The 15,091-nt window shown below is 70.3% G+C and carries 16 protein-coding genes and 1 pseudogene; 10 read left to right on the top strand and 7 right to left on the bottom strand.

Translation table 11 applies throughout. The annotated features are described in order from the left end of the window. The first annotated feature begins 99 nt into the window (after positions 1–99). Complete coding sequence (locus AB0B50_RS19645) at positions 100–756, top strand: fasciclin domain-containing protein (RefSeq protein WP_362333031.1); 657 nt, start codon at positions 100–102, stop codon at positions 754–756. 100 nt (positions 757–856) lie between these two features. Here AB0B50_RS19645 and AB0B50_RS19640 read toward each other — a convergent pair whose 3' ends face one another. Next, positions 857–1,537: a pentapeptide repeat-containing protein gene (locus AB0B50_RS19640; RefSeq protein ID WP_362333028.1), complete on the bottom strand. Its 681-nt coding sequence runs from the start codon at positions 1,535–1,537 to the stop codon at positions 857–859. A 616-nt stretch (positions 1,538–2,153) separates the two neighbouring features. Between AB0B50_RS19640 and AB0B50_RS19635 the strand changes: the two are divergent. Further along, positions 2,154–2,339: pseudogene (locus AB0B50_RS19635) on the top strand (MBL fold metallo-hydrolase); the annotation flags it as partial. Between the two features lie 101 nt (positions 2,340–2,440). Here the strand turns inward: AB0B50_RS19635 and AB0B50_RS19630 are convergent. Next, positions 2,441–3,334, bottom strand: a complete 894-nt coding sequence (locus AB0B50_RS19630; protein WP_362333025.1) for a universal stress protein — start codon at positions 3,332–3,334, stop codon at positions 2,441–2,443. 84 nt (positions 3,335–3,418) lie between these two features. Between AB0B50_RS19630 and AB0B50_RS19625 the strand changes: the two genes are divergently transcribed. Beyond that, the gene (locus AB0B50_RS19625) at positions 3,419–3,799 is read left to right on the top strand and encodes a hypothetical protein (RefSeq protein WP_362333022.1); all 381 of its coding nucleotides are present in this window, start codon (positions 3,419–3,421) and stop codon (positions 3,797–3,799) included. Here AB0B50_RS19625 and AB0B50_RS19620 read toward each other — a convergent pair. Continuing rightward, positions 3,796–4,461: an NAD(P)-binding domain-containing protein gene (locus AB0B50_RS19620; protein WP_362333020.1), complete on the bottom strand. Its 666-nt coding sequence runs from the start codon at positions 4,459–4,461 to the stop codon at positions 3,796–3,798. The two genes, AB0B50_RS19625 and AB0B50_RS19620, sit on opposite strands and share 4 nt — an antisense overlap. Before the next feature lie 108 nt (positions 4,462–4,569). Here AB0B50_RS19620 and AB0B50_RS19615 point away from each other — a divergent pair, with 108 nt between their 5' ends. Further along, positions 4,570–5,022 carry a helix-turn-helix domain-containing protein gene (locus AB0B50_RS19615; RefSeq protein WP_362333017.1) on the top strand — a complete coding sequence of 151 codons (453 nt, stop codon included), beginning with the start codon at positions 4,570–4,572 and terminating at the stop codon, positions 5,020–5,022. A gap of 57 nt (positions 5,023–5,079) precedes the next feature. Then, positions 5,080–5,814 carry an MgtC/SapB family protein gene (locus AB0B50_RS19610; protein WP_362333014.1) on the top strand — a complete coding sequence of 245 codons (735 nt, stop codon included), beginning with the start codon at positions 5,080–5,082 and terminating at the stop codon, positions 5,812–5,814. A gap of 41 nt (positions 5,815–5,855) precedes the next feature. On the opposite strand, the gene AB0B50_RS19605 is transcribed toward AB0B50_RS19610, so the two are convergent. Further along, a complete protein-coding gene (locus AB0B50_RS19605; protein WP_362333011.1) occupies positions 5,856–6,581 on the bottom strand; it encodes a TetR/AcrR family transcriptional regulator in 726 nt (241 codons plus the stop codon). 194 nt (positions 6,582–6,775) lie between these two features. Here AB0B50_RS19605 and AB0B50_RS19600 point away from each other — a divergent pair, with 194 nt between their 5' ends. Beyond that, positions 6,776–7,900 (top strand): FAD-dependent monooxygenase, encoded by a 1,125-nt coding sequence (locus AB0B50_RS19600; RefSeq protein ID WP_362333008.1) that lies wholly within the window; start codon positions 6,776–6,778, stop codon positions 7,898–7,900. Between the two features lie 1,044 nt (positions 7,901–8,944). Continuing rightward, positions 8,945–10,111, top strand: coding sequence for an alanine--tRNA ligase-related protein (locus AB0B50_RS19595; protein WP_362333005.1), 1,167 nt, complete (start codon positions 8,945–8,947; stop codon positions 10,109–10,111). A 54-nt stretch (positions 10,112–10,165) separates the two neighbouring features. Here the strand turns inward: AB0B50_RS19595 and AB0B50_RS19590 are convergent, their stop codons facing one another. After that, on the bottom strand, positions 10,166–10,444 hold the full coding sequence (locus AB0B50_RS19590) for a hypothetical protein (protein ID WP_362333002.1): 279 nt from the start codon (positions 10,442–10,444) through the stop codon (positions 10,166–10,168). Between AB0B50_RS19590 and AB0B50_RS19585 the strand changes: the two genes are divergently transcribed. Beyond that, positions 10,430–10,834: a Rid family hydrolase gene (locus AB0B50_RS19585; protein ID WP_362333000.1), complete on the top strand. Its 405-nt coding sequence runs from the start codon at positions 10,430–10,432 to the stop codon at positions 10,832–10,834. The two genes, AB0B50_RS19590 and AB0B50_RS19585, sit on opposite strands and share 15 nt — an antisense overlap. A gap of 73 nt (positions 10,835–10,907) precedes the next feature. On the opposite strand, the gene AB0B50_RS19580 is transcribed toward AB0B50_RS19585, so the two are convergent. Next, entirely contained in the window at positions 10,908–11,792 is an 885-nt protein-coding gene (locus AB0B50_RS19580; protein ID WP_362332997.1) for an AraC family transcriptional regulator, read from the bottom strand. Between the two features lie 125 nt (positions 11,793–11,917). Between AB0B50_RS19580 and AB0B50_RS19575 the strand changes: the two genes are divergently transcribed. After that, positions 11,918–12,430 carry a DinB family protein gene (locus AB0B50_RS19575; RefSeq protein ID WP_362332994.1) on the top strand — a complete coding sequence of 171 codons (513 nt, stop codon included), beginning with the start codon at positions 11,918–11,920 and terminating at the stop codon, positions 12,428–12,430. 75 nt (positions 12,431–12,505) lie between these two features. Here AB0B50_RS19575 and AB0B50_RS19570 read toward each other — a convergent pair whose 3' ends face one another. Further along, positions 12,506–14,344: a trypsin-like serine protease gene (locus tag AB0B50_RS19570; RefSeq protein ID WP_362332991.1), complete on the bottom strand. Its 1,839-nt coding sequence runs from the start codon at positions 14,342–14,344 to the stop codon at positions 12,506–12,508. Positions 14,345–14,640: 296 nt separating this feature from the next. Here AB0B50_RS19570 and AB0B50_RS19565 point away from each other — a divergent pair, with 296 nt between their 5' ends. After that, a complete protein-coding gene (locus AB0B50_RS19565) occupies positions 14,641–15,063 on the top strand; it encodes an LPXTG cell wall anchor domain-containing protein (RefSeq protein WP_362332988.1) in 423 nt (140 codons plus the stop codon). Positions 15,064–15,091: the final 28 nt, after the last annotated feature.

Raw genomic sequence — 15,091 nt, 5'->3', positions numbered from 1 at the left:
CTCATCCCCCTCAGCTCTCTCCCTCACCCCCGTCCGCGAACTCGCGGAAACCGGCCCCTCCATGAGGTTCATGAGGGCCGCCCAACCAAGGAGAAGACCATGAACACCACGCTCCACGTCCGCCGCGTGGCCGCCGCCACGACGGCCGTGCTCGCCCTGTCGCTCTCGCTGGTCGCGTGTTCCGACGACGACGGCAAGGACAAGGCCGCGGGATCCGCCGCCCAGAGCGAGGCGAGCGAGTCGGCCGGTTCCGGCGAAGGCAGCGACGCGACCACCACGGACAAGCCCTTCGGCCCCGCCTGCTCCTCCGTTCCCAAGGAGGGCGCGGGAAGCTTCGACGGCATGGCCAAGGACCCCGTCGCCACGGCCGCGTCGAACAACCCGGCCCTGTCGACCCTGGTCACCGCGGTCAAGAAGGCGGGACTGGTCGACACCCTCAACAACGCCGAGAACATCACGGTGTTCGCGCCCACCAACGACGCCTTCGCCAAGATCCCGAAGGCCGACCTCGACAAGGTCCTCAACGACAAGGAGCAGCTCACCAAGGTGCTGACGTACCACGTCGTCGGCCAGAAGCTGACCCCGACGCAGTTGGAGGACGGCTCCTACGAGGCGTTGGAGAAGAGCAAGTTGACCACGTCCGGATCCGATGAGTCGTACGAGGTGAACGACTCCGCGAAGGTCGTGTGCGGCAACGTCCCGACCGCCAACGCCACCGTCCACATCATCGACACCGTCCTGATGCCGAAGATGTGACGGCCCGCCCGGGGCGCGGGCTGGGCGCCGCCGGGCCGAGGCGGCCGACCCCCGTGACGGGGGTCGGCCGCCCACTGGCGAGGGCCGGAACGGGGGCGGGTTACGGCACTTCGCAGACGTGGTGCCCGCGGCAGTTGAGGTCGGTGTCGGTGAGGAGCGCGCCCTTGAGTTCGGCACCGGTCAGGTCCGCGCGGTTCAGATTCGCTCCGGAGAGGTTCGCCCCGGTGAGGTCGGCGCCGGTGAGATCCGCGGAACCGGCCTGCGCCCGGGTCAGGTCGGCACCCGCGAGGTCCGCCTGGGCGAGCCGCGCTCCGGACAGCTCCGCCTCGGTCAGCCGCGCACCTCTCAAGTCCGCGCCGGTGAGCACGGCATGCGTCAGATCGGCACCGGCCAGGGTCGCGTCGGGCAGCGACGCCCCCGTGAGGTCCGCCCCCGCCAGGTCCGCGGAGAGCAGACCGGCCTCCCTCAGGTCCGCACCCCGCAGGTCGACCGCCACGAGGTCCAGATCCCGCAGGTCAGCGCCGCTCAGGTCGGGCCGCACGCCGGGGTGCCTGCCGCGCCAGGCGTTCCAGGCGGGCGCGCCCTGCCGGATCACGTCGATCTGCTCGCCTCCGCCGGGTGCGGGCACTGCCTCGTGCGCCGAGGCCACGGGCGCGGATTCCGGCGCCTCGGCCGCGCCGCCGGGCGCCGCGTTCGCGGTCGGGACCAGCGTGAGGGCGGCGGCTGCGGTGGCGGTGGCGGTGATCGCGGCGTTGAGCAGGGAGTGACGGCGGTCGCGCATGTCGGCCTTTCCGAGGAGGTGGGGGGACGTGTGGAGTGAATCAGGGGCGATCACATGTATGCCGTTCGACCCGCTGTGCGACCCCAGGCGAAGCGCAGCGTCCGCCCACTGGGCGGCGGCTGTTCGTGGCAGACGTCGGCCACTTGGTCCTAAGTGACAGCGCACCTCACTCAACAGCACGACCGTGCAAAGGAGTTGAGGCGAGACATCAGGCAAAACGGTTCCGCTGACGCCCGGTCACAGAGACGAGCCAAAGAAGCGGATCACAGAGACGAAGCGCTCGACACCGAACTCGTGGCGGTGGCCGACGAGAGCTGCCGGATCAGCCTGTTCGAGCTGCGCTCAGCACGCCCGCTCGGCCCACCCCGGCGCCTGCCCAGGGCGGCGACCTCACTCGAAGTCTCGGCGCATGGCCTCACCACGGCCATGGGCACGGCGGTGGCGTTCGTTCGCGCGGGGTCCCGGGCTGGCGACGGTGGTGCGTGACGCGATGCCCGCTCCCGTTCGGCCCACCATCGCGAGCCCGACCGCCCACGCCCCACGTCTCGGTACGCGACGCAAGGACTCGGCACGCTCGGCGGACGCCCGGTCCCGCTCGGCCCGACGCCCGGTCAGGGACCCGAGGCAGGCCGCCGCGGCCGCGGAGATCCTCGACGCCCGGTACGCGGTGCCGATGCACTACGAGGCGGAGCAGCCGGACAAGATCGCGGGCTACGTCGAAGTCCTGGACCCCGAGGCCGAGTTCCGTACGTACGCCGGACGGCGCGCACACGTGGCGGCCGTCCAGGAATGGCTGGACCTGGGCCACATGACCACAAGCCCGTCGACCTGCCCGTGGACCTGCCCGTCGACCTGCCCAGCCTGCCCGGCGCCCACAGCGGCGAGGATCCACCGCACCCGAGCTCAGGCAGGCACCACCGCAACCGGGCACTGCGCGTGCAGCAGCACCGCGTTGGCCGCCGAACCCACGAGGAACGAGTCGGCGTTCACTCGGCGGCGGTGGCGGCCCACCACCAGCAGGTCCGCTGTCTGCGAGGCGACGACGAGGCGGCCCGCCGCGTCGGCCGCGGTGACCACCTGGTCGACGGCCACGTCGGCGTAGCGCTCGGCGAAGGGGCGCAGCCTCTCGTCCTGGCTCTGCGTCAACTCCTTCTCCACCCGCGGGCTTTCGGCCCCGCCCGCCGCGTCGACGTATCCGCCCATGAGCGCCAGCGTGGACAGCGGTACGGGGTACGTGGTGATCGCCTGGAGTCGCGCGCCCCTGCGCCGGGCCTCCTCGAACGCGAACTCCACCGCGGCGTCGCTCGTCTCGTCGGGAGCCAGGCCCAGCACGACCCTCTCGAACGTACCCACCGCCTCGACCGCCTCGGTCCGTGCCGCGTGCGGTACGACGACCACCGGGCAGGCCGCCCGCGCCGCGCACGCCCGGCTGACGGAACCCAGCAGCAGGCTCGCGAAGCCCCCGCGCCCCCGTGAACCGAGCACCAGGAGCTGCGCCTCGTCGCTCAGCGAGACCAGCGTGGAGGTCGGGCTCCCGTCGACCGTGGTGTAGCGCACGGACGGCAGGTCCTGGCGCCCTTCGAGCGACTCCCGCACCGCGGCGAGGACCGGGACCTGTTCCACGGGCGGCATGGCGAGCGGGGTGCCCGGCATGGGAAGAGCCTTGACGTAATCGGCCCGGACGTGGACGACGAGCAGCTCCGCGTCCCGGCTCCGCGCGGCGTCGAGCGCCCAATCGAGAGCCTTGAGGCTGTGGTCGGATCCGTCGACTGCGGTGATGACCGGAAGGCTGTTCATGATCCCCATCCTGCGCCCGCCGACGGCCGCACGGCAGGGACGAAAGGCCCGAACGGACGAACGAAATCAGTCAGACTCGGCGGCATGCTGCTGCCCCTCTCCCACGCGAAGTCCGAGCTCGTCGAGGTCGTCCGCGTCACCGACCCCGCCAGGCACATCACCTCCGAGGACCTGACGGGCGACACCGTCGCGCTGTGGGAGGGGGACGAAGCCCGGCAAGCCCTGGCGCTGATCGGCGACCTGCCGGGCGGCGAGGCGTACCGCTGCTTCCTGCCCGGGTGGGGGATACGGGCCCACGGCACCACCGGCCCCCTCTTCGAGATCGCTTTCTGCTTCCGCTGCCACGGCGCCCGCGTCTGGGGCCCGGACGTGCCCGCCGCGCAGCAGGGCCAGACCTTCGACGCCGAGAGCCCTGCCGCGGGCGAGTTGCTGCGTCGTTTCCGTGCCTGCGCCGACGCCTGCTAGGGGTTCTCGACGGCGTCCGGATGGCCGGTCGCGTACGCCAGCGGGGGCGCGATCGCCTGGGCGTCGGCTCCTTCTCCGACCCACAGGCCGATGAAGAGCGCGGCGGTCGCCTCCAGGAGCCCGGCGCGTTCGAGTCCGCCGCCGGCCGCGGGCTCGCAGCCCACGTTCCGTACCAACTCGCGTACGCGCGCGAGTGCCGCCTCGTCGTCCCCGCAGACCGGGACGACCAGCCGCCGCCCGTCGAAGCGGGGCGGCGCCATGCGCCATACGCCCTCGTGGCAGAGGTTGAACGCCTTGACCACGTGGGCTTCCGGTGCCGCCGCGGCCAGCTGCCGCGCGGCCGAGGGACCTCCTTGCGTCAGCAGCCGGAAGCCCGGCCCGACCGGGTTGGAGCAGTCGATCAGCGTCTTGCCGCCCAGAGGCTCCCGCAGCTCCCGCGCCACGTCCGCCCCGGCGCCGTAGGGCAGCGCGGCCAGCACCACTTCCCCGAATGCGGCCGCCGCGCCGAGACCGACCGCCTCCGCGCCGCCCCCGACACGCTCCACGAGCCGCTCCGCCTTGCGTATGTCCCGTCCCCCGACGGCCACTTCGTGCCCGGCCCGCACCCAGTGGGTGGCGAGCGCGTCCGCCATGTTGCCCGTGCCCAGTACGCCGATTCTCATCACGCATTCCCTCCCATGAACCGCCCGGATCCAGCAGCCGCTCGGATCCAGGACCTGCTCCGATCGATGACAACGACGCTAGAGATCCCTTCAGGCACCATTTGGTACGTGACCACTGACGCCTTTCTCGCCGACTGCCGCGCCCGCCTCGCCTTCGACCTGCTCTCCAACACCTGGAACGCCGTGGTGATATGGGCGCTGCGCGACGGCCCCAAGCGCCCGGTCGACCTGCGTGAGCAGATCGGCGGGATCAGCTCCAAGGTCCTGACGGAGACGCTGCGGCGCCTGCAGTTCAACGGCCTCGTCGAACGGCAGGCGCATCCTGGAGGGGCCGGAGAGACTGGAAGGACCGGAGTAACCGGAGTAACCGGAATGGCCGGAGAGACAGGAGCGGCCCAAGCGACCCGAGCGATCCGAGCGACAGCGCGGGTCGAGTACCGGCTCACCGACCTGGGCCGCACCCTCCTGGCCCCGATCGACGCTTTCGGAGCGTGGGCCTTCGAGCACGGCGACGAGGTCATGGCCGCCCAGGAAGCGGACGGCGGGCGGCAGCGAGAGTAGAGAAAAGCAGAGAGAACTAGAGAAAAGCAGAGCTACGCGGAGATTGCGAGGTACGAGGTGTCGCTGGGGCTGGCGGTGGAACCGCACGGACAGGGCTGGACGCAACTGGCCGAGTTCGGGGTGGCCCTCGTGCTGTCCGGAGCCATCGGGGTCGAGCGGGAGATCCGTCAGAAGGCCGCGGGACTGCGGACGTACACCACGGTCGGCGTGGGCGCCGCGCTGTTCACGCTGGTCAGCAAGTACGGCTTCAGCGATGTCCTGCAGAGCGGCACCGTGTCCGTCGACCCCTCACGAATGGCCGCCCAGATCGTCTCGGGGCTCGGCTTCATCGGCGCGGGCGTGATCTTCGTTCAGCGCGGGTCGGTGCGCGGGCTCACCACCGCCGCGACGATCTGGCTCACGGCCGCCGTCGGTTCGGCCGCCGCTGCCGGACTGCCCATCCTCGCCACGCTGGCGACCGCGGCCTACTTCCTTGTCGCGTACGGGATAAGGCCGCTGGCCCATCGGCTGCCCGCGCTGCGCTCGGCGCCCGCGGAGTTCCGGGTCACCTGCCTCTCCCGCCCGGGCCTGCTGCACGATCTCGTCGAGCAGTGCGAACGCGCCGGGTTCTCCGTGGCCGGACTGCGCAGCGACCCCGCCGTCCCCGCGTACGACGCCGTGCGCGATCAGGAGCGTACGACGGAGGTGGTCGTCTCCGTCGTGGGGCGGGCCGATCCGAGCGCGCTCACCGCGGGTCTCGCCGACGTCCCCGGTGTGCTGGCCTGCCACCGCGACGCGTCCCGCGACGAATGACACCGCACGCCTGACGCCTCTCCGGTGGCCGGCGGAGCCGCTCAGACGGCCGAGGGACCGGAGTACTCCAGGGCCAGGACGTCGGCCAGGTCGCGCAGGCACTCCTCGAAGACGGGCTCCAGGTCGGAGTACGCGAAGTCCAGCTGGTGCAGAACTTCCATGCACAGCAGGCCGTACAGCCGGGTCCAGCACTTCAGGAAGACGTGGGCGGCCTCGGGCGGCAGCCGTCCTTCGATGGTGTCCGCGTAGGTGGCCAGTTGGTCGCGCAGCGACTGAGGCAGCTCGGCCGGGCGCGGCACCGGGAAGGGCCGCGTCTGCCACAGCTCCACCGTCAGGTCGAGCAGGACCTGCTCGAAGCGCAGCGCCGCCTGGTGCCGCACCGAGTCCTGCTCACGGTTCGACGGGGTGATGGGCGCGGCGAAGATCCAGCCGAACTCGGCCGGGTGGTCGACCGCCCAGGTGCGCATGGCGCGGCAGACCACGAGGATCCGCTCGTCGATCGGCGCCTCGGCGCGGGCGTCGCGGGCCTCTTCCATCGCGGCGGCCAGTTCGCGGAAGAAGTCGGCGGTCACCGCGCCGACCAGCTGATCGTGGCCTGCGTAGTAGTGGTAGAGGGCCGGGCCGCTCATGCCCACCTGCCGGGCGACCGCGTTGACGGTGACCGCCGCAGGGCCCTTCTCGACCAGCAGCGTGCGCGCGGCCGCATGGATCTCTTCCAGGGTGGCCTGGCGCAGCCGCTCTCGTCGGCTGGTCGTACGTGCGGACATCGTCGCCCCTCTCCTCGCTCCGTCGGTGCTCCTCGGAGATCTTCCGTGATCTTCGGCGATCTCGGAACCGTTGACATCCTAGAGCTTCTCTGTTCATTTAATACCTCTAGAACTTCTAGCGTCCATAAGGAGCAACGATGAAGCTTCGCGCACAAGCGGCAAGGGCAGCGAGGGCCGCAAGGGAGGGCACAGCGATGAAGGCAACCGTCGTGGGCGGCGGCATCGGCGGGCTCGCCGCGGCGGTCGCCCTCCATCAGCGGGGCTGGCAGGTCGAAGTCCTCGAACGGGCACCCGCGTTCACGGAGGTCGGCGCGGGCCTGTCGATCCAGCCCAACGGCTTACGCGCACTGGACGAAATCGGCCTGGGCGACCGCGTACGCAGCAGCGGACTTACCGATCCGGTCACGGGAATCCGCACTGCCAACGGGAGTTGGCTGATCCGCAACGACATAGCCGACCTCAAACGGCGGTTCGGGTCATGGGCGACGGTGCACCGCGCCGACCTGATCGACCTGCTGCGCGCGGCCCTCCCCGCCCAGGCACTTCGACCCGGCATCGATGTACGCCACGTGCAACCCGACGGAACGGTGGTCCACAGCGGCGGTTCCTCGACGGCCGACCTGGTGGTGGGCGCCGACGGCGTGCACAGCGTGACGCGCCGGTCCCTGTGGCCGCATCTGCCAGGACCGCGCTATGTCGGCTACACCACCTGGCGGTTCATCGCCCCGCCGCACCAGGTCGAAGGCAGCGTGGAGACCTGGGGCAGGGGCGAACGGTTCGGTCAGGTGCCGATGCCCGACGGCCGCGTCTACTGCTACGTGATGGCCAACGCCCCGGCGGACTCGCGCACCGCACTGGAGGAGTTGCGCGCACGGTTCGCCCACTGGCACGACCCCATCCCCGCCCTGCTGCGCTCCGCGCGTCCCGACGCGGTACTGCAGCACGACACGTATGAACTGCCCAAGCTGCGCAGCTACGTTCACGGCAAGGCCGCCGTCCTGGGCGACGCCGCCCACGCCATGACTCCCAACCTCGGCCAAGGCGCCTGCCAGGCACTCGAGGACGCGGTCACGCTCGCGGCCACCGTCGACACGCACGGCGTATCCGCGGGCCTGGAGGCCTACGACCGCTCCCGCCGGCCACGCACCCAGATGATCGCCCGCCTCTCCCGCCAGGTCGGGTCCCCCGCACACTGGACGTCCACTTCGCTGACCACCCTGCGCGACGCGGCGCTCCCGCGCCTGCCCAGCGCACTCTTCGAGCGCTCGCTGACACCTACGTACACCTGGACGGCCCACGCAGCACCACACGTCGGCTGATCAAAGGTCGCCGTCCGCGATCTGCAACAAGGCGATCCGATAAGCCCTTTCGGCGGTCTCGGCCTCGATGAACCCGGGTGCCTCGAGACAACACCGCGCCAGGGCCTGCACGCGCCCATCCGCACCCTGCACGCTCCCTGGCGCGGCACGCCGCAGGGTCCACCCGGAGCGGGTACCGAACGGCACCTTCCGGCCGGAGCGGGCAGGCGGGGGACACCGCAGGGAGGCGGCCCGCATCACGCGCGCGGGCCGAGGAAGGCAGGATGGCCATGTCCATGGAGCCGGGCAAGCCTCGGAAGGACGGGATCGAACGGACCGCGCAGGCGGAGCCCAAGTCCGCGCTCGAGTCCCTCCTCGGCCCCCGGCTCCCTCGGTTGTGTCCAGGACTACATCGACGAGGTCGTCGAGGGGGCCAAATACCGCAAAGGGCCGGAGACTTCCGTCACGAACACCGCGATCAGTATCGCCGACGCGATCGAGATGGGCCGAGACGGGGCCGAGACGGGCCGAGATGGGCAATGCCGGAGCGCGGGCCGTTGCCGCGGATGCCGTCGGCCGAGATCCGTCTCGGCAAGGCAAGCGCGACGCGGCAGCCGCGTCCGGACGGAACCCACGTGACGCGGACAACAAGGCCTCTGCCCGCTTCCACCTCCCCGAAACAGCCCGCCACCTCGACGCGCTCCCCACAATCCACTTCACCGGCCGACGACCGCGACCGCGATCGTGATCGCCGCATCTCCCACCCCGGGTCGGAGGGCCTGTTGATTCCCTAGGGCCGGAGCCGGACCACGGGGCCCGCGATTAATCGTGTGCCTCCAGCAGGGCACGCGCGTTATCGTCGGCGCCATGAACGTCACCGGCCCACGCACCACCGCGACCGCGCGAGCGACCAGCTCGCCGGTTGCCGCCGCCTGACGTACCCCTTTCCCATCGGCGACCGGAAACGGCCCGCCGATGGTCTCGCGGCTCCTCGCCCTGATTCCGGTGATCGTGCGCATCCGTTGTCCGGCGCCTCACGTGTCCTGTACGCGAAGGAGCCGTCCCATGAACACCGAAGACATCATCCGTACGTTCGTCGAGTACTTCGAGGAGCGCGGACACCACCGCACCACCGGCTCGACGCTGCTGCCGCCGCCCGGTGACCCCGTGCTGTTCACCACCTCCGGCATGCACCCCCTCACCCCCTACCTGGAGGGGCGTCCGCACCCCCTGGGCAGGCGCCTGGTGAACGTGCAGCGCTGCCTGCGCACCACCGACCTGGAGGAAGTCGGCGACCCCACCCACCTGACGGTCTTCGAGATGCTCGGCACCTGGTCCCTCGGCGACTACGAGGGCCCGCAGAGCCTCCGCTGGGGGTACGAGCTGTTCACCGAAGGGTTCGGCATCGATCCGGGGCTGCTGCACGCCACTGTCTTCGGCGGGGACGACCAGGTCGGGCCGGACACGGATTCCCTGGAGGTATGGCAGGAGCGGGGCATCCCCGTGGAGCTCACCGTCGAGGACAACTGGTGGTCCAACGGCCCGACCGGCCCGTGCGGTCCCGACTCGGAGTTCTTCCTGTGGACCGGTGACACCCCGCCGCAGTCGACGCCCACCCAGGACGACCGCTGGGTGGAGGTGTGGAACCACGTGATGATGCGCCACCGCCGGCTCCCCGACGGGTCACTCGTTCCGCTCCCCCAGCGCAACGTCGACACCGGCCTCGGCCTGGAGCGGCTGGCCTCGCTCCTGCAGGGCAAGACGTCGGTGTTCGAGTGCGACGTCTTCGACCCCTGGCGTCGTCTCGTACCGGTTCTGTGGCCGCTCGACGAACCCTCCCTGCGGCTGGTCAGCGACCATCTGCGCTCGGCCATGGTGGTGATCGGCGACGGGGTGCGGCCGTCCGCCACCGGTCGCGGCTACGTCCTGCGCCGACTGGTACGGCGCGTGCTCACCGTCCTGTGGCGCGACGATCCCTCACGCGGGCTCGGGGATCTGCCGGACGAGTTGTTCCTGCACACCAGCTCTCACTTCCGCCAGGAGACGGACGTGGACGGCATGCGGCGTGTGCTGCGGGACGAGGAGACGCGGTTCAGGAAGCTCCTGGAACGCGGTCGGCAGGTGCTGGCCCGGCCCCGGTTCCGTGGCCCGCTGAGCGAGGACGACTTCCACTACCTCCACGACACCCACGGGCTGCCGCGCGACCTCGTCCTGAGCCTGCTGGCCGCCTGACGGCACGCTCCCGGTCCCGCCGCCCGCCATCACTCCCAGACGAGGCGGCCTCGGTCAGGTCGACGAACTCGCCGTACCGCCGCCGGGGAGGGGGCAGCAGCACGGGGCGATCTTCTCCCACTGCTGGTCGGTGCCCAGCGGTAGCAGTGTTTCGTGGGCGCGGATCTGCTCCTCGGTGCGCGGCAGGGGCAGGGCCGTGAAGTTGCGGGGCGCGTGCTGCTCGACCCATGCCTCGACGCGTGCCCAGGCGGTGCGGGTCTGTCGGGCGTGACGGCGGGCTCCGGAATGGGCGGGCGTCCGCCGGGTGTTCGAGGAGACATGACCACTGACCACCGCACGATCACCAACCCGGCCACCCTCCACGACCCGACCCCGTTCGGCTACAGCCACGCCGTCTCGGCACCCGGCGAACTCGTCTTCATCGGCGGCCAGTACGCCTCCGACGCCAACGGCGCCCCCGTCCCCGGCACCTTCGCCGAACAGGTGGACCTGGCCCTTGACCGGCTGCGGTCGGCGCTGGAAGGGGTGGGCCTCGGCTATGAACACGTGGTCCGGCTCGGCTCCTTCATCGTCGACCACGACCTGGAGAAGCTGGAGGCCCTGGGCAAGGCCCTGCACGCCCGCTTCGGCGAGCGCCTGCCCGCCCAGACACTGAGCGGCGTGGCCTCGCTCGCGATGCCGGGGATGCTGTTCGAGGTGGACGCGGTGGCGGTACGGCCGTAGCTCCTGGCCCTGGAACCAGGAACCAGAACCAGGAGCCAGGAGCCAGGGGCACCCCGGGCGGGCCACGAAGATCTCACGGCGTCGTCTTCGACTGGGCCTCGGTGCGTTCCACCGGAATCCACAGTTCGGCGTCCGCCCGCTTCCCGTCCGGGGACACCTGCGTACGAAGGATCTCGGGACCCGGCCTGCTCCGGTACGGGTTGGACGGGAACCACTGCGTGAACACGTCCCGCCACAGATACTGGAGCGCCTGCGGGAACGGCCCCGAGTTCTCGAAGACGGCCCACGCCCCCGCGGGGACGGCGAGCGCGTCCAGGTCCTCGGGAACCTCGGCCCCGCTCACCACGCCGTGGTAGTAGTCGAGTTCGGTTCCCTCCGCCCGGCACGGGGCGAGGTCGTCGCTCACGGCGACGATGCCCTTCGGCTCCTGGTCGGACAGCGCGCTGATGCGCCGCATCGTCTCTTTGTCGACGCTCCGGATGAAATCGGCGATCGCCGGATTCACCCCCTCGTGGACGAGCGGGACGCGGGCCTTCCTGCCGACCACGCGGAACTGCTCCTTCTCCACGACGCGGTATCGCATGCTGCTGCTCCCTTCCACGATGAGGCGGAAGGACATGCGTGGCTGGGAGTGCAGAGCCGCGCCGGCACGCCTGGCCTCGCTTGGCCCCACGCCGTGCACGGCACGGAACGCGCGGGCGAACGCCTCGCCGGAGGTGTAGCCGTAGCGCACCGCGATCTCCAACAGCGTCCGCTCCCCCGCGAGCACCTCGGCGCCCGCGATCGTGAGCCGCCTGCGCCGGATGTACTCCGACAGCGAGACCCCGGCCAGCGCGGAGAACATGCGCCGGAAGTGGTACTCCGACGTCATGGCGATCCGCGCCAGCTCGGCCACCTCGATCCGCTCGTCGAGGTGCGACTCGATGTGTTCCAGGGCCCGGTTGAGCTGCTCGAGCACTCCTGCCTCCTTCCCTTGCGACGTCACGTTCACGTTAAGAAGATCCCACTCTGCCCGACCCGACATCCTGTGCCCGATGCGGTCGGGTGCGGCACTGTGTCAGACCCGGGAACCAGGGTCCGGGCATGGTCAAACACGTGCCGTTCACCGGCGGCGAGAAGGAGAGTCTGCACGCCGCCCTCGCTCGACACCGCGACGCGGTGCTCTGGAAACTCGAAGGACTCGACGACGACCGGCTGCGCCGCCCGGTGGCCCCGTCGGGCATGAGCCTGCTGGGGCTGATCAAGCATCTCGGTGGCGCCGAACTCGGTTGGTTCTGCCTGACGTTCGGGCGCGGTCCCACATCTCTTCCGTTCGCCGTCGAGGGCGACGATGCCTCCGGTTGGCACGTGGGTGCGGAGGAGTCGGTCGAGGACGTCCTGGCCTTCTACGCCCGCGCGCGGGCCGCCGCCGACGAAGCGATCGAGGACCTGTCCATCGACGCCACCGGCACCGCGTTCGCCTTCTTCGACGGCGCCACCGTCTCGCTGCGCTGGGCGCTGATCCACATGCTCGAGGAACTCGCCCGGCACGCGGGACATGCGGACATCCTGCGCGAGTCCATCGACGGCTTCACCGGGGATCACAACTGGGGCTGACGTTCTGCGTGGCCGCGAACCGTGCCGCCCCGCCCAGCACACGGGCTCGGCGGGGCGGTGGGTGAGGATGGTGGGTTACGAGGCCTTCGGTGGGACCAGGTTGCGTTCGGCACCGAGGCGGGTGTTGGTGTCGGCGTACAGCGTGACCTCGCCGTCGCTCCAGCGCACGATCAGGTCGTCGGGGTGGCCGTTTGCCGTGTAGTTGCCTGCCGTCATCACCTGGGCGTGCTTCCACAGAGCGCTCGGCGCCTGCATCTGCGTCTCCTTGCCGATGCCGCCCGTGCTCACGTCCTGGTAGAGAGTGCGCTCACCGTCGGTCCAGCGGACGATGATGTCCCAGTTGTCGTTGCCGGTGAAGTCGCCGCTGGTGAGCAGCGTGGCGTTCTTCCAAGTGGCGTTGGCCGACTGGAGCTTGGCCTCCTTCAGGAAGCCGCGCCCGTCCACGTCGCTGTAGAGGCTCACCTCGCCGTCGACCCAGCGCACGACCACGTCGTCGGTCCAGTTGTTGCCGCCGAAGCGGCCCGCGGTGATCTGGCCGGCGTGCTTCCAGGTGGAGCCGGCGTCCGCGAGCTTGATCTCCTTGCCGAAGCCGGAGGCGGTCACATCCGGGTGCAGCGTGACCTCGCCGTCGGCCCAGCGCACCATCAGATCGGAGAGGTTGGTGCCGGTGAAGTCGCCGCCGGTGATCGTCGTGGCGTGCTTCCAGGTGCCGTTGGGCGCCTTCAGGCGGCGCTCGCCGGTAAAGCCGCCCCGCCCGTCACCGGGGTGCAGCGTGACCTCGCCGTCGGTCCACACCACGATCATGTCGGTCTTGCCGTCACCGGTGTAGTCGCCGGAGGCCATCTGCTTGGCGTGCTGCCAGGTCTCCCCGGTGCCGAGGCCCTTGGGCAACGGCGGCCGCTTGACCGTGGCGACGTTCTTGACGGCGTCGTCGCAGAGCTTGAAGACCTCGTCGTCGTAGTACGGGGCGTACGAGACGGAGTCAGTGGCTCCGCCGCCGCCCACGCCGCCGAGGTTGCCGACGACCTGCCCGGTCTTGGTCTTCTCGTCGAAGTTCATCAGCCACGGGCTGCCGGAGGTGCCGCCGTAGAAGCCGCCGCACTCCATGCGCAGCTGCTTGTACCCGGCCAGCCGGGTGGTCTTCGTCCTGCACTTGATCGCCTGGTCCTTGGGCGCGTTCCTGGCCGACGGATAGCCGATGACGGTGACCCATACGCGGTAACTGGGCGTACGCGTCAGCTTGTTGGCCCCCGTGATCGACTCGACCTGACGGCCGAGCTTGTCGGGCTTGAGGGTCGCGAAACCGAAGTCGAGATCCGAACCGGGACCCTGGTCGGCGTGCCGAGGGTCCTTGAAGAACCGGTCGACGGCCCAGATGCCGTTGGGCTGCTGAGCGGCGGTCCTGCCCGTGCGGTACTGCGGCACGAAGGCGTGCTTGCTGCCGGGGCCGCAGTGCGCGGCCGTGAGGATCAGATTGCCCTTGGGGCTGTGCACCACACTGGCCGTGCAGCTGTGCGCCTTCATGCCCTTGTCGACGAAGTACAGCACGCCGATCGTCTTGGAGCCCTCGTAGTCCGTCTCCGCCGTCGGCGCGGCCATCACCGCGGCGGAAGAGCGAGCGGCCTTCTTCCTTGCCTCGCCCGCACCCACGGCCACGCCCGCGCCCTCAGAAGTGGTCTCCTTGGCAGCCGGCACCGGCGTCGCCGATTCCATGCGGCCGGCGGTCCAGAACTGCTCCGCGTTCTCGGCCGTCCATTTCCCGCCCGTCTCCGCGGGAACGGACCTGCTGATGTCCCCGTCGCCCTTTGCCGGTTCTTTCACAGGTGTCGCGGCGGAGGCGTTGGCCGCCAGGACAGCGAGGAATCCACTGCCCACCCCCACGGCGATCGAACGGGTCCAACGAGATATGCGCACAACTACCTTTCCACTGTGGGTCGCAGAGTGATCTGCATGCTCCGGCTGCACCGGATGGTCAGCTGCGATCGAGAACCCAACGACGGTGGGCGCCGGAGGTCAGACCGGCGCCCACAAATCCCCCTGCGTAAGATCGCAATGAACGGATCCCGCAACCGGAGAGAACTCTGGTTATCCGAACCCGAGGACTGCACCTTATGTCACTCATACGCGCCGCAGCAGTGGGGGCAATCGCTCTCGCTGTTTCGCTCACGGCTGTTCCAAGTGCCGTGGCCGACCCGGGTGACAGCAGCTCAGTGACGGTCACACCGAGTTCGGCGCGCCCCGGCGAGCGGATCAAGCTGTACACGGTGAATCCGGAAATCGACGAAGCCGCGACCCTGCGGTCCGAGGCATTCGCGGAGACGGTGGAGCTGAAGTCCACGGGCAAGGTCTCGTTCGAGGCGCATGTCAGGATCCGCTGCGATGCCGAACCCGGCACCTACACCATCCATTTCACCGAACCAGTACTTCCCGGCGAGGACACGAAGGCCGGCAAGGTGACCGTCGAAGCGGGTGGTCCGGTCAACGGCCCCAAATGCAGCGACAGCGACAAGGCCGACGGCACGGGCGACGACGACGGATCGAACGCAACGACCATCGGTATCGCCGCAGGCGCGGTCGTCCTTGCCGCTGCCGTCGCCTTCTTCTCCGTACGACGCAGGCGCCGCCGCACCTGACACCGCGCGAGCCAATCGACCGCGCCCT

Origin of the sequence: Streptomyces sp. NPDC041068 (assembly GCF_040647455.1) — a bacterium.
Lineage (GTDB): Bacteria > Actinomycetota > Actinomycetes > Streptomycetales > Streptomycetaceae > Streptomyces.
The sequence above is the reverse complement of the archived record's forward strand: the minus strand, read 5'-3'. Positions and strand labels throughout refer to the sequence as shown.